The sequence below is a fragment of the Acidocella sp. genome (assembly GCF_036489515.1).
Lineage (GTDB): Bacteria > Pseudomonadota > Alphaproteobacteria > Acetobacterales > Acetobacteraceae > Acidocella.
This window is the reverse complement of record NZ_DASXFO010000095.1, coordinates 1-21,039: the sequence shown is the minus strand read 5'-3', so window position 1 is coordinate 21,039 and position 21,039 is coordinate 1. Positions and strand designations below refer to the sequence as shown.

The following is a 21,039-nucleotide window of genomic DNA, read 5'->3' as shown; positions in this document are numbered from 1 at the left end:
GGCGGCGGGCTTCGCCTCTTCGGGCGCGGTTTCCATGCTCTTGGCTGGTTTGGCGGTTTTCACGGCTGGCTTGTCGGTGGTTTTGGCTTTGGGGGTGGCGGTCTCGTTTTCCGCCGTATCGTCGAGTTTGACGGCTTTCTTCACCGTCATGGTCTTCTGCTTCTCGCTCATACCCACTCCGCTACAATCGCAAACCGGGCGCGACCCATGCCGCGCCCGGTTCTGATGCAACAGTATAGCAGAGTTTTGGCCTCCCGTCACGGGCGGCGGGAAATGGCCTTACGGCGTGCCGGGTTTTGGCGAGAGCAGCGCCTCTTTGCCGGGCTTGTCTTTCCACTCGTCGGCGTCGGCCGGGGCTGTGCCCTTGCGGGTGATGTTCGGCCAGCTCTTGGCGAAGTCGCGGTTGCGTTCGGCCCAGGCGGTGGCGCGGTCGTCGCTGTCCGGCAGGATCGCCTCGGCCGGGCATTCCGGTTCGCACACGCCGCAATCGATGCACTCGTCCGGGTGGATGACCAGCATGTTCTCGCCGACATAGAAGCAGTCGACCGGGCAGACCTCGACGCAGTCCATATATTTGCACTTGATGCAGTTTTCGGTGACCACATAGGTCATCAGGCACTCTCCACAACAGGTCGTCGCGCGTCCGGGCCGCGCGGCAAAAAATTATGCGCCGGGTATGCGCGAGGCGTGGCGTTAACGCAAGCGACGCGCTCAGCCGGAAACAATTTCCTTATACAACGTCTGCGCTTGGGGCGCACTCTCGCGGCGCTTGGCCAGAGCGAGCACCTCGATCACCACCACGCCGCGCGGCAGCGGCAGGGTCAGGATGTCGCCAGGGCGCAGGCGGGCGTGCGGCTTTTCGGTCGGCTGGCGGTTGATGCGCACATGGCCGCGGGCGATGAGCGAGGCTGCCACCGCCCGCGTCTTGCAGAATCTCGCGTAGAACAGGAATTTATCCAGCCGTTGCCAGCCGGTATCTTCCTCGTCCATGTCCGCTTAGCGGACCACCAGCCGCAGCGCCGCCAGTGCTGCGAAGGGGCTGTCCTCGGAGACCTCGACCGGTTTTTCCACCGGCTTGGGCGCCGGCCGGGCGGGACGTGTTGACGTTTTCGCGCCTGGCGCCGGTCGGGCGACGGGAGCATCGGGCCGTGGCTCCATGCGGCGCCGGCCCAGCATCGACGGCGCCGGCGGCCCGTAATATTTCTCGCCCAGCGTCGCCGCTTGGATCACGCGGAAGCCCAGCACGTGCAGCACCGGCGAGAGCTGGTCGGGCTTGAGCCCCATGCGCGAGCCGAGAGTGGGCGGCAGCAGCACCGGGTGCTTGCGCACCAGATAATGCATTTCGCGCACCAGCCGTTCCGCCACGTCGAGGCGCACCATCACCGGGCCGGCCGGCAGCCAGCCCATGCTCAGTGCGAAATCCTCGCCCCAATTATCGGGCATCGGCGCCGACACAAGGCCCGGGGCCGGCAGCTCCGGCGGGTTGCGGTCGCGCCACACGCCCCAGAGCAGTGCGCGCAGCCAGGCAGCGCCCGGCTTCAGCACAGCCGGCATATAGAGCGCGAAGCGCCCAGCATCGAGCCCGGCTTTCTTCATGACCTGGCGCAGCTCGTGCGGCACCGGCTCCGCCGGCATCACACCGGATTCCTCGCCGAGGCGGAACATGATCCCGCGCAGTTCCGGCGCCGGGTTCTCCATCGCGGTGAGCAGCGGGCCGAGCCGCTTGGTCATTTCAGCGGCCAGATAGGCGCTGAGCCGCGCGCGCAGGCTCTCGCGGGCCAGGCCGTCGAGGAACTCGGAATGGACGATCTCCACCGCCGGCTTCAGCAGGCTCGAGCCCTTGCGCAGCTTGGCGATCTTCGCATTTTCCCACACGATGTGGCGGTCCTCGGTCAGGCTGAACGCGTCGTCGGCCGCGGTTTCGGCGCGGACGATGCGGCGCGGCATTTCCTGCCCCAGCGCGCGCCTGGCGGCGCGCAGCACCAGTTTCTTCTCCGCGCCCTGGGTGGCAGGGTCGGGATGAAACACGAACCCCTCGACATGGCCGACTTCATGGCCTTCTACCAGAACCACGCCGCGGGCGGAAACCACCGCCTGCAGCTCTTCCGCCTCAGAATCTTCAAGCCGTCTCGTCAAGTGTGCTGCCCTCTTATCCACAAACCGCGCCATGAGCTTCACGTGCAGCGTGTCGGAGATTCTATCCTCCACCTCGCGTGCACGCCTGGCCCAGGGCGTCGCGTCCCTCATCCAGTCCGCCCTGGCCGTTATATACGCCCAAACACGAACATCCGTTAACCGCTGCATCAAGGTATCAATGTCGCCTTCGATCTTGTCCAGAGACTCGATCTCGTCGCGCACCCAGGCCTCCGGCAAACTGCCGCTGTTGCGCAGATGTCCGAACACCCGGCCGCAGAGTTTTACATGAGCATCCGTCGCCAGTTTTCGGAAATCCGGGATCTGGCAGGCCTCCCAAAGCAGACGCGTCGCCGCCCTGCCCTGTGCTGCTTTGGCGATGTCGGCATCGTTGTGCAGCGCCGCCAGGGTCAGCAGGTCGGTCGCGTCCTGGCCGCGCACCAGGCCGGGCTGCGCCGGCGCCGCCATCAGGCTGTCCAGCAGCGCGTTCACCGAGGAGAAATCCAGCGCCGAGTTGCGCCAGCACAATTGCTCCAGCGGCTCGAAGGCGTGCGTCTCCACCGCCGTGACCAGTTCGTCGCCCAACGGCGGACAATCGGCGGTGACGCCGAACGTGCCGTCGCGCATGCCGCGCCCTGCCCGTCCCGCGATCTGCGCCATCTCGGTTGCCAGCAGCATCCGCGGCCGGTGCCCGTCGAATTTCGACAGGCCGGCAAAGCCGACATGGTCGACATCCATGTTCAGGCCCATGCCGATGGCGTCCGTCGCCACCAGGAAATCGACTTCCTTCTCCTGGTACAGCGCCACCTGGGCGTTGCGCGTGCGGGGGCTCAGGCGCCCCATTACCACCGCGCAGCCGCCGCGCCGGCGGCGCACCGCCTCGGCGATCGCGTAAACCTCGGCCGCCGAGAACGCCACCACCGCCGAACGCGGCGGCAGGCGCGAGAGCTTCACCGGCCCGGCATAGGTCAGCTCGGAGAGCCGCGGGCGCGTCTCGATTTCGGCATCCGGGATCAACCGTTTCAACAGCTTGCGGATGGTCTCCGCGCCCAGAAACATGGTCTCCACCATGCCGCGCGCATGCAGCAGACGGTCGGTGAACACATGCCCGCGGTCCGGGTCGGCGCAAAGCTGGATCTCGTCCACCGCCACGAACTCGACCTTGCGGTCCAGCGGCATCGCCTCCACCGTGCAGGAAAACCATTTGGCGCCGGGTGGGACGATCTTCTCCTCGCCGGTGATCAGCGCGACATTGCGAATGCCCTTGCGCGCCACCATCCGGTCATAATTCTCCCGCGCCAGCAGCCGCAACGGAAACCCGATGATGCCGGACGAGTGACCCAACAGACGCTCAATCGCCAGATGCGTCTTGCCGGTGTTGGTGGGGCCAAGCACGGCCTTCACCCGGGGAGTAAAGCCGGACATGAGGCCAATGTTAAGTCGTTTGGCGCTGTTTGCCAAACAGGAGCCGGTTTTGGGGGTAAGGGCAGGGCCCCGGACCCCAATAACACAACGTTAATAAATTTAAGGGGTCAAGGGCCTCCCGGCCCCAGGGCTTCGACGGCGTCGATGCGGACGGACCCCGCTCGGAGAAGGGTAGGGAAGGCTTCTTTTTGTGAACAAAAAGCGGCCGCTTTCTTATCTGCGACCGCTCCCGCGGCGCAGAAAACGCCAGCCAGCAGCGTTGCTTCCAGCAGCAAGGCGGAGCCGAGGCCGAGATGGTTGGCGATCAGCCCGATCAGCGCCGGCCCGGCCAGGAAGCCGGCATAGCCGACGCCGACCACGGCCGGCACCGCGTGATGCGCGTCCATGCCTTTGATCCGCGTGGCGGCGCTGAAAATCAGCGGCGCGATGTTGCCGGTGCCGATCCCGACCAGGCCGAAGCCGATGATCCCGGCGAGGCCGGAGGGCACCAGCACGGCCAGCAACAGCCCGCTGATGGCGGCGACGCAACCCAGCCGCGCCAGCGTGGCGGCGCCCAGACGCATCGCCACCCGGTCGCCGAGCAGGCGCGCGCCGGCCGAGGCAACCGCGAAGGCGGAGTAGCCGAAGGTCGCGCTCGCGAGCGGCATGTCGCGCGAGAAATGCAGGAAAATCGCGCTCCAATCGGTGGCCGCTCCTTCGGTGAGAAAGGTGGCAAAGCAGCACAGGCCGAGCACCAGGGTGGCGCGGTTGGGCAGAGCGAAGGCCGGGCCGGCGGGCGCATCGGCGGTGTTGGGGATCAGTTTGGTCGCCTGGGTCAGGGCGCCCAGCACCAGCAGCGCGTCGAGCGTGGCGCAGGTGGCGTAGGAAAAGCCGGCCCGGAGCAGAAAACTCGTCAGCACGGTGATGACGAGGCTGCCCAGGCTGTAGCAGCCATGGAAGCCGGACATCTGCAGCCGGCCGCTGAGCCGCTCGATCACAGCACCTTGCGCGTTCAGGGCGACGTCCAGGGCGCCGAACAGCGCGCCGTAGAGCAACAGGAGGGCGGTGAAGCTGGCCGGCGTCGGTGCCATGCTCAGCGCCGGGAGCAGGGCGCCGTATACCAGCCCGGAGGCGAGGATGACCGCGCGGCTGCCCCAGCGCGCCACCGCCATGCCGGCGAAGGGCATGCAGATGATCCCGCCGCTGCCGCCGGCCAGCAGCATCAACCCGAGCGTACCGTCATCGAGATCGAAGCGGAGTTTTGTGTAGGGAACGGTCACTGCCCAGACCGAGAGCCCGACCCCGGCCATGCCGAACACCAGGCGCATGGTCCGCAATTTCGCGGCCAGCTCCGCGCGATGCATCATGGTGTTGGTTTACTCGATTGATCTGAAGCTGGGGCCTATCGCGGGGGATGCTGGGTGGTCAAGGCAAAGCATAGAAAGAAGCCGCTTTTTGGAAAAAGCGGCGCAAAAACTTTTTGCTATGCTGGGCTATGGGCGTTGTCACAGACAACGCCCATAGCCCAAATTAATAAAGTTTTTTTGCTACTTTTTGTTCACAAAAAGTAGCCTTCCTTCGCTTCACGCCCGGCGACGGCCGGCCACCGCGTGGTAGATGACCAGCACGACCACCGCACCGACCACCGCGACGAACAGGCTGTAGAGATTGAAGCCGGTTACTGGCACCGCGCCCAGCGCATTGAAAATCGCGCCGCCGACAAGGGCGCCGACGATGCCGAGTATCATATCCATCATCGGCCCGCGCCCGTGATTGTCGACGATATGGCTACCGATCCAACCGGCGATAAGTCCAAGCACAATCCATCCAATAATCGACATTTCCTGCCTCCACAGTGCTTACGGAAGAGACATGGCGGCTATGCTTGTGCGCGCAAGCCGCGCCGAGATTCCTTAACGAAACGGCAATGATTATTTTAGGTCGCGCAAAAGGCTGGAGGCCGTTTTCAGCCGGCGCGCCTCAAGGCCCTGCCAGATCAAGAGCACCGGCACGGCGATGACGAAATCCCGGGCGCGGCGCATCAGCGAGAGCGACAGCGCGATATCCGGCGGCACGCCGAAAATACCGCCCAGCAGGGTATAGGCCGCCTCCTGGACGCCGACCCGGCCGGGGATGAAGAAGGCCAGGGCCATGATCGCGTGCAGCATCGCCTCGATGCAGATCGCATCCGTGTAGGTGATATCCACGCCGAGCGCATGGAAGCCGATATACGAGGCGGTGGCGGTGCCGAACCAGCAGACGAGGTGGAAGAACGCCGACCAGGCGAGCCGGCCGCGCTCGCCATACATGACGTTCAGGGCCGCCTGCAGCTTGGCGATGTTGGTCGCCGCTCCCTCGCCGGCGGCGCCGGCGATCCGGGTTGCGAGGCCCCGGAACAGTTTGGCGCCGCTGCCGCGCTGCGCCAGGATCAGCCCGACCCCCATGAGCACGGCGAGGCACAGGCCGATGGTGACCGGCATCAGCAGGTCGCTGCCCGGCGAGAGGCGCGAGAGGATCGACAGGCCGATGCCGATGAATACCAACTGGGCGAGAAATTCCGTGGTGATGTCGCCGAGGGTGGAAGCGGTGGCGTCGGTGGCGTTGACCCCGCTCAGCGTGATCACCCGCGCCCCCAGCACATAGCCGCCGACCTGGCTGAAGGGCAGGAACTCGCCGGTGGCGTCGCGCACCAGCCGTCCCCAGGTGCACAGCCAGAAGCTGCCCCGCATGCGGCTGCGCAGCAGCATCCGCCAGCATAGGCCGAGGCCCAGCGTGATGACCAGTTGGGCGATGATGTAGGAGACGAAGCCTGTGGCGCTCACCGAGGTAAGCACGTGCAGCACGTCGCCAGCGCCAAAATAGATGACCAAAGCGGTCACCACGGCGACACCGGCCAATGCGAAGAGGGCCGGCAGCAATCGGAGTTTCTGTTTCAAGACTACTTCTTTGGTCGGACGAAAAGGCGGGCCATGCGCGCCAGGCGCGGCATGGTGGTGGGGCGTAACAAGCGCTGATCATAGCCGGCCATGCGCTTCTTGTCTTCCTCCAGGGCGATATCGATCAGCACGGCAGGGTCCATCTCATCGCTCAGCGCCTTGGAGCCGTTCATGGTGAAATTGGCGTCCGCACCTTCCAGCCCGTCGACGCTGCGGGCGATGCCGATGCGCTCCCAGATCAGGAAGGCCCAGACCGCGGCGGTCTTTACCGCGAAATAGGGGCGGCGCCAGAGCGGCATGTTCGCCTTGTGCCAGGCGATCCAGTTGGTGAAGAACAGGATATGCCGGCCTTCCTCCTGCACCACCGGCTCGAAGGTCTCGACCAGGTCAATGGGGAAGAAGCCGGAGCGGCGCGCCATCTCGAACAGGCCGTAAGCGAAGAAGCTGTCGATGCACTCGGAATAGCCGGTGACCATGAACCCCCATTCGGCGTCTTTCGGCAGCGCATAGGTTTCCTCCGGCTGCATCGGGATGTCGTAGGCGGCGACCAGGCGGGACAGCACGTCGCGGTGCCTTGATTCCTCGCCGGCCATGTGCTGCAGCGCCTGGCGCAGCGCCGCATTCGGGATGGTTTTCGCGTAGTTCTCGATGCGCATCGAGGCCTTGATCTCGGTCTGCACCGCGATATCCCAGATCGGCAGCGAGGTGATGCGTTGCAACGTGTCCGGGTCGAGTTTCGGCCAGTTCAGCACTGACGGCTTGTACGGGTTGTAGGTGGCCTTCAGCAGCTGCGTCAGCATCTTGAAATGTTCGTCGCTGCCGATCCTGATCCTGCCCGGCACCGGGTAATCCCAGTTTCGTGCATTGTGGTCGGCGGTGGCGACAGCTGACTCGCTCATGCTCTTTCCTCAGGTTGCACCAAAAGCCGCAATGCGTTCTACAGCAGCACAGCCGCCGCCGGTATATGGCGCTGGTAGCGTGGCTTGTGAACCATGGGGTGAGGCTTGGGGCAGGGTGATCTGACGTTGGTGACGGGGGCGACCGGGTTCGTCGGCGCCGCGGTGGCGCGCGCGCTGGCGCAAGCCGGGCATCGTCTGCGCCTGACCGTCCGGCGCGGCAGTGATCGTCGCAATGTCAAGGATTTGGCCGCCGAGCTGGTCGAACTCGACCTCGCGGAGCCGGCCGGTTTCGCCAGCGCGCTCAAAGGCTGCCGTTATCTGTTCCATGTCGCCGCCGATTACCGGCTCTGGGTGCCCGACGAGGCGGCGATGCGCCGCGTCAACATCGACGGCACGGTCGCACTGCTGCGCGCCGCCGCCGTCGCCGGGGTGGAACGCAGCCTCTATACGAGTTCGGTCGCGGCCCTGGGCCTGACCGCGGATGGCAGCCCGGCCGACGAGACCACCAAAATCAAGCCCGAGCATCATGCCGGCGCGTACAAAAAATCGAAATACGACGCCGAGCAGGCGGTGCGGGCGCTGGCCGCTGCGGGCCAGGACATCGTGATCGTCAACCCGGCCGCCCCGGTCGGCCCCGGCGACGTCAAGCCGACCCCGACCGGGCAGATGATTCTCGATGCCGCGCGCGGCAAAATGCCGGCCTATGTCGATACCGGGCTGAACGTGGTGCATGTGGACGATGTCGCCGCCGGGCATCTGCTGGCCCTGGAACGGGGCGTGGCCGGCCAGGCCTATATTCTGGGCTCCGAAAACCTCATGCTGCGCGAGCTGTTGGCGCTGATCGCCACCCAGGCCGGACGCAAGCCGCCGGCGCTGCGTTTGCCGATCACGCCGCTGATGCCGCTCGCCTGGGCGATGGAACGCGTCGCCAACGTTACCGGCAAGCCGCCGCTGATGACCCCCGACATCCTCACCATGGCCCGCAAAAAAATGTTCTTCTCGTCGGCAAAAGCGCAAGCCGAGCTGGGCTATGCGCCGCGCCCGGCCGCCGAGGCGGTGGCCGGGGCACTCGCCTGGTTCCGCGCGGAGGGCTACCTGAAATGATCGCGACCCTCGCTCTGCTCATCTGGCTCTACCTGTTCTTCCGGCATGGGGATTTCTGGAAGTCCGCACCGGAACTGCAGCCGGCGCTGCCCGGCGAGCTGCCGGCGGTGGACATCGTCATCCCCGCCCGCGACGAGGCGGAGACGATCGGCGCGGTGATCGCCTCGCTGGTGACCCAGGATTATGCCGGTCCGTTCCGGGTGATCCTGGTCGACGACAATTCCACCGACGGCACGGCCGCACTCGCCGGCGCGCACGAAAAGCTGACGATCATCACCGGCCAGCCGAAACCGGCCGGCTGGTCGGGCAAGCTCTGGGCGCTGTCGCAAGGCGTGGCAGCCAGCAGCGCGGAAATCCTGCTTTTCGCGGATGCCGACATCACTCATGATCCGCGCCAGCTCTCATCGCTGGTGGCAAGGCTGCTCAACCCGCGGGTGGACATGGTCTCGGAGATGGTGAAGCTGAATTGCACGTCCTGGCCGGAGCGGTTCCTGGTTCCGGCCTTCGTGTATTTCTTCCAGATGCTCTACCCGTTTGCGAAGGTGAACGACCCGCTTTCCGCCACCGCGGCGGCGGCGGGCGGCACGGTGCTGGTGCGCCGCGCGGCCTTGGGCCGGATCGGCGGGCTGGAGCGCATCAAGGGCGCGCTGATCGACGATGTGTCGCTGGCGACCGAGCTCAAGAAATTCGGCCCGATCTTTCTCGGCCATTCCGGCCTCGCCACCTCGATCCGCCCGTATCCGCATGTCGCCGACATCTGGAACATGATCACCCGCACCGCCTTCACCCAGTTGCGCTATTCCGGGCTGGTCCTGGCCGGCACGATCATCGGCCTGGCGCTGGTCTGGCTGGTCGCACCTTACGAAATCCTGTTCGGCCATGGCTGGCGCTTCGCCGCCGGGCTCATCGCATACGTGCTGGCGGTGGTCAGCTATCTGCCCACCCTGGCGCGCTACCGTCAGCCGAAAATCCTTGCTCTCACGCTGCCGCTGATCGCGTTGTTCTACATGGCCGCGACACTCGGCTCGGCCTGGAATTACTGGCGCGGCACCGGGGCAAAATGGAAAAGCCGTGACTATGGAGCGACATCGTGACCGCCAATGACAACGTCTCCACACCGGTGCCGCCCGCCTCCGCGCCGAATGTCGAATCCTGGTCCGGCAAGGATCGCGGGGACGAGAATTTCCCGGTCGGTTCCTGGCTGATCCGCAAGGAGCTGCGCGACCATGTGCACGCCTATTACACTTTCGCCCGCAACGCCGACGACATTTCCGACAGTTTTCAGCTCCCGCCGGACCAGAAAATCGCAAGACTGAACGCGATGGAAGAGGTGCTGATGGGCGTGCGGACGGACGGTTCGCCAAGTGCCGAGAAACTACGGGAATCCCTGGGCCAGTCGGGTGTCACGGAACTCCATGCGCGCGAATTGCTGGTGGCGTTCCGTCAGGACGCGGTGAAGAACCGCTATGCGAACTGGGGGGAGTTGATGGAGTATTGCCGCTATTCCGCCGCCCCGGTCGGGCGCTATGTGCTCGATCTGCATGGCGAGGACCGCGCCACCTGGGGGCCTTCGGATGCGCTGTGCGCATCGCTGCAGGTGCTCAACCATTTGCAGGATTGCGCCAAGGACCTACGCGATCTGGACCGCTGCTACATCCCGCAGGACTGGCTGCGCGAGGCCGGGCTTTCCACCGACGACGTGGCGCGGCCGGAGACCATGCCGGGCCTGCGCGCCGTGTTCGACCGGATGCTCGCCGCCACCGACGAGCTGAACCGCGCCGCCGCGGAGCTGCCGCGCCGGGTGAAGGCGCGCCGCCTGCGGGTCGAGACCGCGATCATTTGCAGCCTGGCCCGGCGCCTGACCGAGCACCTCAAGGGCGGCGATCCGCTGGCCATGCGGGTCAAGCTGAGCAAGGCGGACTTCCTGGCCGCGACTCTCGCAGGCTTGAGATTCGCAGCATGACCCAGGAGGATATCGACTTCGTCACCGCTTTGGTGAAGCAGGCGGGCACATCCTTTTATCACGGCATGAAGGTCCTGCCGCCGGCGCGGCGCGATGCGATGTACGGCATCTACGCCTTCTGCCGCGTGGTGGACGACATCGCCGACGAGGAGGGAGATTTCGCCGCCAAGCAGGTCGCGCTGGATGAATGGCGGGGCAGAGTCGGGGAATTGTTCCAAGGCCGTACCACCGATGCCATCACCCGTGTGCTGGGCAACGCAGTGCAGGCCTATGATCTACGCCGCGAGGATTTTCTCGCGGTGATCGACGGCATGGAGATGGATGCGGGCGACCCGATCATCGCACCCCCGCTCGCCGAGCTCGACCTTTATTGCGACCGCGTCGCCTCGGCGGTCGGTCGGCTTTCGGTGCGGGTTTTCGGCGATGCCGGCGCTGCCGCGCAGGAGACCGCCTACGCGCTGGGCCGCGCTTTGCAGCTCACCAACATCTTGCGCGATGTGGGCGAGGATGCGGAACGCGGGCGCATCTATCTGCCGCGCGAGTTTCTGGACGATGCCGGCATCGCGCCCGATCCGGCGACGCTGCTCGCAGCCCCGGCGCTGCCGCAACTCTGCGCCCGGCTGGCGGACATGGCGGAAGCCTATTTTGCCCAGGCCGAAGCGGCGATGGCGCGGTCCGACCGCGCCGCGATGCGCCCGGCCAGCATGATGGCCGCGAGCTACAAGCCGCTGCTCACAATGCTGCGGGCGCAAAACTTCGATTACGCGAAGGGCCGCGTCTCCTTGCCGAAATGGCGCAAGCTCCTGCTTGCGGCGCGGTTGCTGCTCGGCCGATGAGCGTCCATGTCATCGGCGCCGGCCTCGCCGGCCTCGCCGCGGCCTGCGCGCTCACCGATCGCGGCCATCATGTCGTGCTGTTCGAGGCGGCGAAGGCGGCCGGCGGCCGGGCCCGCTCCTATGTCGACCCGGTGCTCGGCTGCCGCATCGATAACGGCAATCATCTGCTCCTCTCGGGTAATATCGCCGCACTTTCCTATCTGCACCGGATCGGCGCTGCCCGTTCGCTGGCCGGCCCGGCCGAGCCGGTGTTTCCGTTCATCGACCTGCAATCGGGCCGGAGCTGGCGGCTGCATTTGAATCAGGGACGCTTCCCCTGGTGGATTTTCTCGTCCTCCCGGCGCGTGCCGGGGACGGGCTTACGTCACTACGCGGCGCTGCTGAAACTGCGCCGGGCGCGGCGCCAGGACCTGGTGGCGGATCTGGTCGGGCGCGGCCCGCTCTATCGCAACCTGCTGGAGCCGTTCGCCATCGCGGCGCTGAACACCATGCCGGACATTGCCTCGGCGGCGCCGCTGCGGGCGGTGCTGGCCGAGACCATCGAGCGTGGCGGGGCCGCTTCCGTGCCGCGCTATGCCCGCATTGGCCTGTCGGAGAGCTTCATCGACCCGGCACTGGAATGGTTGAGCGCCAAGGGCGCGGACATCCGCCTCGGCGAGCGGGTCACGGCGCTCAACCCCGCCCAGGCGACGGTGCTGGCGGTGCCGCCCTGGATCGCCGCTTCGCTGGTGCCGGGGCTGACCGTGCCGGACGAATACGAATCCATCTGCAACCTGCATTTCCGCCACAGCCTGGGGCAGGAAGGCTTTTGGGGGCTGATCGGCGGCACGACGGAATGGGTTTTCGCGCGCCCCGACATGCTCTCCGTCACCATCTCCGCCGCCAACCGCTACGCCGACATCGACAACGACACCATGGCAGCGCGGGTCTGGGGCGAACTATCCCGCGCCTTCAACCTCCCTGCGGAAATGCCGCTGCACCGGGTGGTGTGGGAAAAGCGCGCCACCTTCGCCTGCACCCCGGCGCAGCTGGGCCGCCGCCCGGGCGCCAGAACGCCCAACCCGAACTTGGTGCTGGCCGGCGACTGGACCGATACCGGCCTGCCCGCCACCATCGAGGGGGCGATACGCTCCGGCAATAATGCCGCCGCGGCGCTGCTCCAGCCGATAGGATAAGAAGGAAGACTACTTTTTGTGAACAAAAAGTAGCAAAAAAACTTTGCTATGCTGGGCCATGGGCGTTGTCGGCGACGACGCCCATGGCCCAGCATAATCAAAAGTTTTTGCGCCGCTTTTTTCAAAAAGCGGCTACTTTCCTCTCCCCGCGAAGCCGGCCTATACAGCGCCGATGAGTACACGCCTGGATTTATCGATCGCCCGCGCCGATGCTTCGCTGCGCCAGGAGCAGCGTCAGGACGGGCATTTTGTCTATGAGCTCGAGGCGGATGCGACGATCCCCGCCGAATATGTGCTGCTGGAGCATTATCTCGACCGCATCGAGCCGGAGCTGGAGCGCAAAATCGGCGTGTATCTGCGCCGCATCCAGGGCGATCATGCGACCAATCCGGGCGGCTGGCCGCTGTTCCATGGCGGCAAGTTCGATCTTTCGGCCTCCGTCAAAGCCTATTTCGCGCTGAAAGCCCTCGGCGACAGCCCCGATGCGCCGCATATGGTGCGCGCCCGCGAGCTGATTCTTAAAGCTGGCGGCGCCGAGCGCAGCAACGTATTCACCCGCATCCAGCTCGCTCTGTTCGGCGCGGTGCCTTGGGATGCCTGCCCGGTGATGCCGGTCGAGCTGGTGCTGATGCCGCGCTGGTTCCCGATCACCATGCGCAAGATCTCCTATTGGTCGCGCACGGTGCTGACGCCGCTGCTGGTGCTGATGGCGAAGAAGCCGCAGGCCCGCAATCCTCGCAACATCCGCATCGATGAGCTGTTTCGCAGGCCCCCGACGCAGATCAAGGACTGGATCCGCGGGCCATACAAATCCGCCTGGGGGCCGGTGTTCAAGGGGCTCGACAGCGCCTTGCGCCCAATGGAGCCGCATTTCCCGGCCAGGAACCGCGCCCGCGCCATCGCGAAGGCGCAAAAATTCATCATCGAGCGGCTGAATGGCGAGGATGGGCTGGGCGCGATCTATCCCGCAATGGCGAACGCGGCGATGATGTTCGACCTGCTGGGGGACCGGCAAAATTTCGACATCGCCTATGGTTCGGTGAAGAAGCTGCTGGTGGTGCAGGACGACGAGGCCTATTGCCAGCCTTGCCTGTCGCCGGTCTGGGACACGGGCCTTGCCGCGCATGCGCTGGCCGAGGCCGGCAGCGACGCGCCAGTGGGCGCCGCCTGCGACTGGCTGATCCCGCGCCAGATCCTCGACGTGGCCGGCGACTGGGCGGACAACACGCCCGGCACCCGGCCCGGCGGCTGGGCGTTCCAGTACAACAACGCCCATTACCCGGACGTCGACGACACCGCCGTGGTCGGCATGATTATGCACCGCACGAAAGACCCGGCCTATGAGCAGGCGATTTCGCGGGCGCGCGAATGGATCATCGGGATGCAATCGCCGAACGGCGCCTGGGGCGCGTTCGACATCAACAACGACCGGCAATATCTGAACCACATCCCCTTCGCCGATCATGGCGCGCTACTCGACCCGCCGACCGAGGACGTGACGGCGCGCTGCGTCTCCTTCCTGGCCCAGCTGGGTCATGCGGAGGACCGGCCGGCGATCGCGCGCGGGATCGCTTATATGCGCGCGACGCAGAAGCCGGATGGCTCCTGGTTCGGCCGCTGGGGCACCAACTACATCTACGGCACCTGGTCGGTGCTGTGCGCGCTGAATGCCGCCGGCGTGGATCAGGGCGACCCGGCGGTGACCCGCGCCGTGGCCTGGCTGGTCTCGAAACAGCGTGTGGATGGCGGTTGGGGCGAGGATTGCGAGAGCTATGGCGACGCCCCGCCCGGCGAGTTCCACGGCGCGGCCGAGCAGAGCCTGCCCAGCCAGACGGCTTGGGCGATCCTCGGGCTGATGGCGGCCGGGCAGGTGGACCATGCGGCCGTGCAGCGCGGGGTCGCCTTCCTGCAGAACACCCAGGACGCGCAAGGTAGCTGGACGGAAAAAGCCTATAACGCGGTCGGATTCCCGCGGGTGTTCTACCTCAAATACCACGGCTATCCACGGTTTTTTCCGCTGCTGGCGCTGAGCAGGTATCGCAACCTGCTGGCTTCGAATGACCGCCAGGTGAAGTTCGGGTTTTAAGAAAGCGGCCGCTTTTTGAAAAAAGCGGCGCAAAAACTTCTTCTATGCTGGGGCATGGGCGTTGTCGGTGACAAAGCCCGTGGCCCAGCATAGCAACGGGCTTGGCTACCGGCTTTTGTTTGAGCATTCTCTGAAATTGGTGCCGTAGGGTTTTGGATCCCATTGCTTCGTCCCCTTCTTCCGGGCAGATTACGGGCAGTTTCGTGACAGGTTAGGATCCCAGATGGCGGAAGCTTACGGCGCGGCGCTCGGCCCCAGGTCGCCCATGGATGCGGATGCCGTCCGCGCGGCCTATGCCCGCCAGGCCGGCTCTTATGATAACTGGTTCGGCGTGGTCTCCCGCCATGCGCGCCGCGAAGCGGTGAACAGCGTGAACCGCACCGCAGGCGAACAGGTGCTGGAGGTCGGCGTCGGCACCGGCCTGGCTTTGCCGTTCTATGGCGCGGAGAAGCGTGTCACCGGCATCGACCTGTCCGGGGACATGCTGAAACGGGCGCGCGGGCGCGTCCTCGCGGGCGGCTTGCGCAATGTCGAGGCGCTGCTGGAGATGGACGCGCAGGCGACCAGCTTCGAGACCGGGCAGTTCGACATCGCGGTGGCGATGTTCGTGGCCTCGGTGGTGCCGGACCCGCACGCTCTGGTGGCCGAATTGCGCCGGATCGTCCGTCCCGGCGGACGGATCATTTTCGTCAACCATTTCGCGCAGGATCGCGGCCTCATCGCTTGGATAGAGCGCGCGCTGGCGCCGGCCTCCTCCAAGCTCGGCTGGCATCCGGATTTCCATTTCCGCCATATTTTCAGCTCGGCCGATCTGGCAGGCGCAAAAATCACGCCGATGCGCCCGTTCGGCCTGTTCCGGCTGGTTGAACTCGGCAACTAGCAGAAAAAAGCGGCGCAAAAACTTTTGGGCGTAGCTGGGCCATGGGCGTTGTCAGCGCCAACGCCCATGGCCCAGCATAACAAAGTTTTTTTGCTTCTTTTTGTTCACAAAAAGAAGTCTTCCCCTTTCGCTTCCCTGAGAAGGTCTCATCACTGAGTCCTATCGTTCGATAACTTGATTCTCTCAGGCGGGGCTTCTATCACTTCCAGGTGAAACCAGACCGGTCGGTTAGGCCGGCGGCACCGGGAAACGAATCGAATGAAGCGGAGCTTGAAAATTGGTCTGGGGGCATGTGCGGTACTACTGCTCGGCGTCCGGCTGGCGCTCGCCCAATCCGACCCGACCAGCGCCGCCAATGCCTATGTCGACGCGCCGCATGACTGGCAGATGTGGTTCCCCGCCGCCGGCAGCCCGATGCAGGCGCATATCGACTGGCTGATGCAGTACGTGCTGTGGATCATGGCCGGGGTGGTCGGCTTTGTCGGCATCCTGATGGGCTATGCGATGTACCGCTTCCGCGCCTCCCGCAACCCGAGGCCGGGTCATGTCACGCATAACACGCTGATCGAGGTGACCTGGATCGTCGTGCCGACCTTGCTGCTGGCGGTGATCATCATCCCCTCGATCAACCTGATCTATTACGAGGCCGATGACAGCAACCCGTATATGACCGTCACGGTCACCGGGCATCAATGGTACTGGGAATACAACTATAATGCCGTGCCGGGGCTCGATTACACCAGCTACATGATCCCGGACAACGAGCTGAAGCCGGGCCAGTTGCGCCGGCTCTCGGTGGATCATCCGCTGGTCCTGCCGATCGGCAAGAAGATCCGCTTCAACATCACCAGCAGTGATGTGCTGCATGGCTTCTACCTCCCCTCGTTGGGCGTGCAGCGTTACGCCATCCCCGGCACCATCGTGACGAGCTGGACCGAGATCCCCAAGGCCGGGACCTATTACGGGGAGTGCAACCAGATCTGTGGCGAAGGCCATGACGCCATGCCGATCGAGATCAAGGCGGTGCCGATGGCGGACTACCTGGCCTGGGTGAAGGTCGCGCAGGCCGATTACACGGAAAACACCGTGCCGGCTTCGCCCTTGTCCTCGCCGCTGCCGCGCAACCAGTTCGCCGACGCCGCCCCCGGCGCGGCCAGCCCAAGGTAAGGAGCGAACATGTCCTCCACCACGCACGACACCGAGGTCGCCCACGGTCATGACGCGCATGGCCACGCGCACCCGAGCTTCGTCCGCCGCTGGCTGATGAGCACCAACCACAAGGATATCGGCACGCTCTACATCACCATGGCGGTGGTCGGCGCCTGCGTCGGCGGCGTGCTGTCGATGATCATGCGCACGCAGCTGATGTATCCGCACAACACCCTCATCACCGACGGCAATGAGTGGAACGCGATCATCACCGCGCACGGGCTGATCATGATCTTCTGGTTCGTGATGCCGGCGCTGATCGGCGGGTTCGGCAACTGGTTCGTGCCGATGATGATCGGCGCGCCGGACATGGCCTTTCCGCGGCTCAACAATATGAGCTTCTGGTTCCTCGTCATGGGCTTCATTTTCGTCATGCTCGGCCTGCTGCTGGGCCATGGCGCGGGTGCGGGGTGGACGCTGTATCCGCCGCTCATCAACGCCCGCTATTCGCCGGGCATCGCCACCGATTTCTCGCTGTTCTCGCTGCATCTGGCCGGTATTTCCTCGCTGCTGGGCGCGATCAATTTCATCGCGACGATCCTCAACATGCGCGCGCCCGGCATGACGCTGCACAAGATGCCGCTGTTCTGCTGGGCGATTCTGGTCACCGCGTTCTTGCTCCTGCTGGCGATCCCGGTGCTGGCGGGTGCGGTGACGATGCTGATCATGGACCGCAATTTCGGCACCTCGTTCTTCGAGCCCGCCGGCGGCGGCGATCCGGTGCTGTTCCAGCATCTGTTCTGGTTCTTCGGCCATCCGGAAGTCTACATCATGATCCTGCCGGCCTTCGGCATCATCAGCCATGTGGTCTCGACCTTTTCGAGGAAGCCGATCTTCGGCTATCTCGGCATGGCCTATGCCATGGTGGTGATCGGCTTCGTCGGTTTCGTGGTCTGGGCGCACCACATGTTCATCTCCGGCATCAGCACCGACAGCCGCATCTATTTCGAGGTGGCGACGCTGGTCATTGCCGTGCCGACCGGCATCAAGGTGTTCTCCTGGATCGCGACGATGTGGGGCGGGTCGATCGAGTTCAAGACGCCGATGCTCTGGGCGATGGGCTTCATCTTCCTGTTCGTCATCGGCGGCGCCACCGGCGTGGTGCTGGCCAATGCCGGGCTCGACCAGGAGCTGCATAACGACTACTTCCTGATCGCGCATTTTCATTACGTGCTGTCGATGGGGGCTGCTTTCGGAATTTTCACCGGGTTCTACTACTGGATCGGCAAGATGTCCGGCCACCAATACCCGGAATTCTGGGGCAAGGTGCATTTCTGGACCTTCTTCATCGGGGTCAATCTCACCTTCTTCCCGCAGCATTTTCTGGGCCTGGCAGGCATGCCGCGGCGCTATCCGGATTATCCCGATGCGTTCGCCGGCTGGAATTTCGTCTCCTCGGTCGGAGCATGGATTTCCGGCGTGTCCACCCTGATTTTTTTCTACATCCTCTATCGCATTTTCACCTCGAAAGAGGTGCTGGCCGACAATTATTGGGGCGAGGGGGCGACGACGCTGGAATGGGTGGTGCCGTCGCCGGCGCCACACCACACGTTTGAAGATGTACCGGTCATCCGCTGAAGGGATATGAGAGGATGTATAACATGAAACTAACCAAGCCGCGCCGGAGTGCCGCATGAGCGGCGTCCTTTTGGGCGCGCAACCGGGCGCCACGGCCGGGGACTGGCTGGCGCTGCTGAAGCCGCGCGTGATGACGCTGGTGGTGTTCACCGGCGCGATCGGACTGGTGATCGCGCCGCATCGCCTCAACCCGGTGCTGGCGCTCACAGCCATCCTCTGCATCGCCGTGGCCTCCGGGGCGGCCGGGGCGATCAACATGTGGTATGACCGCGACATCGACGCGGTGATGAAGCGCACCGTCAACCGGCCGATCCCGGCCGGGCGGATTTCGCCGGCCGGCGCGCTCGGCTATGGCATCGTGCTGGCCTGCGCGGCGGTGGTGGTCATGGCGATGGCGACCAACCTTATCGCCGCCGCGGTGCTGGCGCTGTCCATCGGCTTCTACGTGTTCATCTACACGATGTGGCTGAAGCGCAGCACGCCGCAGAACATCGTCATCGGCGGCGCGGCCGGGGCGTTTCCACCGGTCATCGGCTGGGCCGCCGCCACCGGCTCGATCGGCGTGCTGCCACTGCTGCTGTTCGCCATCGTGTTTTTCTGGACGCCGCCGCATTTCTGGTCGCTCTCGCTCTACGCCTCGGGCGATTACGCGCGCGCCGGCGTGCCGATGCTCCCGGTGGTGAAGGGGGCCCGGCATACCCGCGTCTGCATCATGGTCTACTCGCTGGTGCTGCTGCCGATTTCCCTGATCCCCTATATTCTGGGGCTGATGGGGCCGATCTATGGTGTGACGGCGCTGGCCACCGGCCTGCTGTTCGCATTCTATTGCTGGCGTGTGCTGTATGACCGGCAGGACGCGCGGGGCAACAGCCTGACGCGTAACGCGCCGGCCCGCGCCGCGTTCAAATACTCGATCCTGTATCTGTTCATCCTGTTCGGCGCCTGTGCCGCGGATCGGCTGCTCTGATGAAGGGGATGCCCCGCACCGAGCTGGCGCAAAGCGATTGGACTCCGGAGGCGCGCGCGGAATTCCTGCGCCGCCGCCGCGGCCGTAATTTTTTGCTCCTCGCCGCCTTGGGGGGCTTCTGCCTGGTGATCTACGCCATCGCGTTGGTGAAACTGCACCAATACGGGACGATGTGGTGAGGATGTCGGCCGGGATCTGAAAAAAGCGTTCGAGACTGCGCAAGAAAAAAATGGAGGGATAGGATGAGCGGCTCAGCCCAGACGGCAACGGAGCAGATCAAGGCCACGGTGCCGCATCCGTATCATCTGGTCACGCCCAGTCTCTGGCCGCTCTGCGGCGCGGCCTCGGCGATGCTGATCGCCGCCGGCATCATCTTCGTCGCGCATTTCGGCAATTATATCGTGCTCGCCATTGGGTTCGTCGGGGCGGCCACCACCATGTATGTCTGGTGGCGGGATGTGATCGCGGAATCCCGCACGCCCGGCCTGCACAAGCTGATCACGCAGATCGGCATGCGCTACGGCATGGCGCTGTTCATCGCCTCGGAGGTGATGTTCTTCGTCTCGTTCTTCTGGAACTATTTCAATTACTTCTTCTTCCCCGACAAAATGGGCACGGCCTTCGCCGCGGTCTGGCCGCCGCAGGGGGTCACCACGATCGACCCGTACGCGATCCCGCTGTTCAACACGATGACGCTGCTGCTCTCCGGCACCACCGTCACCTGGGCGCATCATGCGCTGATCGAGGGCAATAACCGCGACACGGTGCGCGGCCTGGCGCTGACGGTCATGCTCGGCCTGATGTTCCTGTGCGGCCAGGCCTGGGAATATACGCACTCGCCGTTTCCCTTCTATCATGGCGGCATCTATCCCTCCTCCTTCTTCATCGCCACCGGCTTTCATGGCTTTCACGTGATCGTCGGCACCTGCTTTCTAACCGTGTGTTTGTTCAGGGCGATGAAGGGGCAGTTCACGCCGCAGCGGCATTTCGGCTTCGAAGCGGCTGCCTGGTACTGGCATTTCGTGGACGTGGTGTGGCTGTTCCTGTTCGTCTGCATCTACTATCTGGGCCGCAGTGCCATTGTCGCCGGTTAGAGGAAAGAAGCCGCTTTTTAAAAAAAGCGGCGCAAAAATTTTTATTCGCCTGGGCCATGGGCGTTGTCGGCGACAAGCCCATGGCCCAGCGTTAGCAAAGTTTTTTTGCTTCTTTTTGTTAACAAAAAGAAGCCTTCTCCCTCGTTTGCTTGGCCTTGCCTAAACCATGCTCGTGAACTGGCGCCGGCTGATTGCACCCGGCATTGCGGCCTTCCTTACGTTTTGGCTGTTGATCGCGCTCGGCGTATGGCAGTTGCACCGGCTGAAATGGAAGGAAGGCATTCTCGCCGCCATCCACCAGGCGGAGATTTCCGCGCCGATTCCGTTGCCCGCACGTCCCACCCCGTTCGAGAAAGTTTCCATTGCCGGCAGCTGGATTCCCGGCAAGGCCGCGCTGTACGGCGACGAGGTGCACGACACACCGGATGGTCCGGTGCAGGGCGGCGAACTCGTCATGCCGCTTCGGCGGCCGAACGGGCAGGTGGTGCTGGTCGATGTCGGCTGGGTGCAGCAGCAGCGCCCGGTGCCGCTCGCCGAACCGCCGGGGCTGACCGAGGCGGTCGGCTACCTGCATGCGCCGGCCACGCCGGGCTGGTTCGCCGGCACGGATGATCCGGGGCAGGGGCTGTATTACACGCTCGACCCGCAGAAAATTGGCGCCGGCATGGGGATCAGGGTCGCGCCCTATGTGCTCATTGCCATGGGGCCGAAGCCGCCGCCGGGCAGCACCGTACCGCAGCCCGCCCAGGCATTGCCGACACCGCCCAATAACCAC

General features: G+C 64.7%; 19 protein-coding genes and 1 pseudogene. 13 read left to right on the top strand and 7 right to left on the bottom strand.

Translation table 11 applies throughout. The features are described from left to right. Window positions 1–279 precede the first annotated feature (279 nt). From fdxA to VGG47_RS14070, 7 genes are all read right to left on the bottom strand, one after another. Window positions 280–612, bottom strand: coding sequence for a ferredoxin FdxA (gene fdxA, locus VGG47_RS14100; RefSeq protein ID WP_331539646.1), 333 nt, complete (start codon window positions 610–612; stop codon window positions 280–282). Window positions 613–711: 99 nt separating this feature from the next. Beyond that, entirely contained in the window at window positions 712–990 is a 279-nt protein-coding gene (locus VGG47_RS14095) for an RNA-binding S4 domain-containing protein (RefSeq protein ID WP_331539644.1), read from the bottom strand. Between the two features lie 6 nt (window positions 991–996). Further along, complete coding sequence (locus VGG47_RS14090) at window positions 997–3,558, bottom strand: helicase-related protein (RefSeq protein WP_331539642.1); 2,562 nt, start codon at window positions 3,556–3,558, stop codon at window positions 997–999. A 107-nt stretch (window positions 3,559–3,665) separates the two neighbouring features. Further along, window positions 3,666–4,904: an MFS transporter gene (locus VGG47_RS14085; RefSeq protein ID WP_331539640.1), complete on the bottom strand. Its 1,239-nt coding sequence runs from the start codon at window positions 4,902–4,904 to the stop codon at window positions 3,666–3,668. Between the two features lie 216 nt (window positions 4,905–5,120). Continuing rightward, window positions 5,121–5,378 (bottom strand): GlsB/YeaQ/YmgE family stress response membrane protein, encoded by a 258-nt coding sequence (locus tag VGG47_RS14080; RefSeq protein WP_331539639.1) that lies wholly within the window; start codon window positions 5,376–5,378, stop codon window positions 5,121–5,123. 90 nt (window positions 5,379–5,468) lie between these two features. Beyond that, complete coding sequence (locus VGG47_RS14075; protein ID WP_331539638.1) at window positions 5,469–6,473, bottom strand: lysylphosphatidylglycerol synthase domain-containing protein; 1,005 nt, start codon at window positions 6,471–6,473, stop codon at window positions 5,469–5,471. A gap of 2 nt (window positions 6,474–6,475) precedes the next feature. Then, window positions 6,476–7,372, bottom strand: coding sequence for a ferritin-like domain-containing protein (locus VGG47_RS14070; protein ID WP_331539636.1), 897 nt, complete (start codon window positions 7,370–7,372; stop codon window positions 6,476–6,478). 105 nt (window positions 7,373–7,477) lie between these two features. Here VGG47_RS14070 and hpnA point away from each other — a divergent pair, with 105 nt between their 5' ends. The 13 genes and pseudogenes from hpnA to VGG47_RS14005 all read left to right on the top strand — a co-directional run. Next, window positions 7,478–8,476 (top strand): hopanoid-associated sugar epimerase, encoded by a 999-nt coding sequence (gene hpnA, locus VGG47_RS14065; RefSeq protein ID WP_331539634.1) that lies wholly within the window; start codon window positions 7,478–7,480, stop codon window positions 8,474–8,476. Then, window positions 8,473–9,570: a glycosyltransferase gene (locus VGG47_RS14060; RefSeq protein WP_331539632.1), complete on the top strand. Its 1,098-nt coding sequence runs from the start codon at window positions 8,473–8,475 to the stop codon at window positions 9,568–9,570. The genes hpnA and VGG47_RS14060 overlap by 4 nt, the downstream gene beginning before the upstream one ends. A 26-nt stretch (window positions 9,571–9,596) precedes the next feature. Next, entirely contained in the window at window positions 9,597–10,439 is an 843-nt protein-coding gene (gene hpnC, locus VGG47_RS14055; protein WP_331539648.1) for a squalene synthase HpnC, read from the top strand. Then, window positions 10,436–11,275 (top strand): presqualene diphosphate synthase HpnD, encoded by an 840-nt coding sequence (gene hpnD / locus VGG47_RS14050; RefSeq protein ID WP_331539630.1) that lies wholly within the window; start codon window positions 10,436–10,438, stop codon window positions 11,273–11,275. Before hpnC ends, hpnD begins: the two co-directional genes overlap by 4 nt. Next, window positions 11,272–12,450: a hydroxysqualene dehydroxylase HpnE gene (gene hpnE, locus VGG47_RS14045; RefSeq protein ID WP_331539628.1), complete on the top strand. Its 1,179-nt coding sequence runs from the start codon at window positions 11,272–11,274 to the stop codon at window positions 12,448–12,450. Before hpnD ends, hpnE begins: the two co-directional genes overlap by 4 nt. 151 nt (window positions 12,451–12,601) lie before the next feature. Further along, window positions 12,602–14,536: pseudogene (gene shc, locus VGG47_RS14040) on the top strand (squalene--hopene cyclase); the annotation flags it as partial. 223 nt (window positions 14,537–14,759) lie between these two features. Continuing rightward, window positions 14,760–15,416, top strand: coding sequence for a class I SAM-dependent methyltransferase (locus tag VGG47_RS14035; RefSeq protein ID WP_331539626.1), 657 nt, complete (start codon window positions 14,760–14,762; stop codon window positions 15,414–15,416). Between the two features lie 270 nt (window positions 15,417–15,686). Beyond that, window positions 15,687–16,583, top strand: a complete 897-nt coding sequence (coxB, locus tag VGG47_RS14030; RefSeq protein WP_331539624.1) for a cytochrome c oxidase subunit II — start codon at window positions 15,687–15,689, stop codon at window positions 16,581–16,583. Between the two features lie 9 nt (window positions 16,584–16,592). Beyond that, window positions 16,593–18,203 (top strand): cytochrome c oxidase subunit I, encoded by a 1,611-nt coding sequence (ctaD, locus tag VGG47_RS14025; protein ID WP_331539622.1) that lies wholly within the window; start codon window positions 16,593–16,595, stop codon window positions 18,201–18,203. Between the two features lie 55 nt (window positions 18,204–18,258). After that, the gene (locus VGG47_RS14020) at window positions 18,259–19,170 is read left to right on the top strand and encodes a heme o synthase (RefSeq protein ID WP_331539620.1); all 912 of its coding nucleotides are present in this window, start codon (window positions 18,259–18,261) and stop codon (window positions 19,168–19,170) included. After that, on the top strand, window positions 19,170–19,349 hold the full coding sequence (locus VGG47_RS14015; protein WP_331539618.1) for a hypothetical protein: 180 nt from the start codon (window positions 19,170–19,172) through the stop codon (window positions 19,347–19,349). Before VGG47_RS14020 ends, VGG47_RS14015 begins: the two co-directional genes overlap by 1 nt. A gap of 63 nt (window positions 19,350–19,412) precedes the next feature. Then, window positions 19,413–20,264: a cytochrome c oxidase subunit 3 gene (locus VGG47_RS14010; protein ID WP_331539616.1), complete on the top strand. Its 852-nt coding sequence runs from the start codon at window positions 19,413–19,415 to the stop codon at window positions 20,262–20,264. Between the two features lie 166 nt (window positions 20,265–20,430). Beyond that, the coding region (locus VGG47_RS14005) for an SURF1 family protein (RefSeq protein ID WP_331539614.1) at window positions 20,431–21,039 on the top strand (609 nt) is incomplete at its 3' end.

Excerpts from the sequence above, each read along its gene's own strand:
- fdxA (WP_331539646.1), bottom strand. The coding sequence starts at position 612 with ATGACCTATGTGGTCACCGAAAACTGCATCAAGTGCAAATATATGGAC.
- VGG47_RS14095 (WP_331539644.1), bottom strand. The coding sequence starts at position 990 with ATGGACGAGGAAGATACCGGCTGGCAACGGCTGGATAAATTCCTGTTC.
- VGG47_RS14090 (WP_331539642.1), bottom strand. The coding sequence starts at position 3,558 with ATGTCCGGCTTTACTCCCCGGGTGAAGGCCGTGCTTGGCCCCACCAAC.
- VGG47_RS14085 (WP_331539640.1), bottom strand. The coding sequence starts at position 4,904 with ATGATGCATCGCGCGGAGCTGGCCGCGAAATTGCGGACCATGCGCCTG.
- VGG47_RS14080 (WP_331539639.1), bottom strand. The coding sequence starts at position 5,378 with ATGTCGATTATTGGATGGATTGTGCTTGGACTTATCGCCGGTTGGATC.
- VGG47_RS14070 (WP_331539636.1), bottom strand. The coding sequence starts at position 7,372 with ATGAGCGAGTCAGCTGTCGCCACCGCCGACCACAATGCACGAAACTGG.
- VGG47_RS14060 (WP_331539632.1), top strand. The coding sequence starts at position 8,473 with ATGATCGCGACCCTCGCTCTGCTCATCTGGCTCTACCTGTTCTTCCGG.
- hpnD (WP_331539630.1), top strand. The coding sequence starts at position 10,436 with ATGACCCAGGAGGATATCGACTTCGTCACCGCTTTGGTGAAGCAGGCG.
- hpnE (WP_331539628.1), top strand. The coding sequence starts at position 11,272 with ATGAGCGTCCATGTCATCGGCGCCGGCCTCGCCGGCCTCGCCGCGGCC.
- VGG47_RS14035 (WP_331539626.1), top strand. The coding sequence starts at position 14,760 with ATGGCGGAAGCTTACGGCGCGGCGCTCGGCCCCAGGTCGCCCATGGAT.
- ctaD (WP_331539622.1), top strand. The coding sequence starts at position 16,593 with ATGTCCTCCACCACGCACGACACCGAGGTCGCCCACGGTCATGACGCG.
- VGG47_RS14020 (WP_331539620.1), top strand. The coding sequence starts at position 18,259 with ATGAGCGGCGTCCTTTTGGGCGCGCAACCGGGCGCCACGGCCGGGGAC.
- VGG47_RS14015 (WP_331539618.1), top strand. The coding sequence starts at position 19,170 with ATGAAGGGGATGCCCCGCACCGAGCTGGCGCAAAGCGATTGGACTCCG.
- VGG47_RS14010 (WP_331539616.1), top strand. The coding sequence starts at position 19,413 with ATGAGCGGCTCAGCCCAGACGGCAACGGAGCAGATCAAGGCCACGGTG.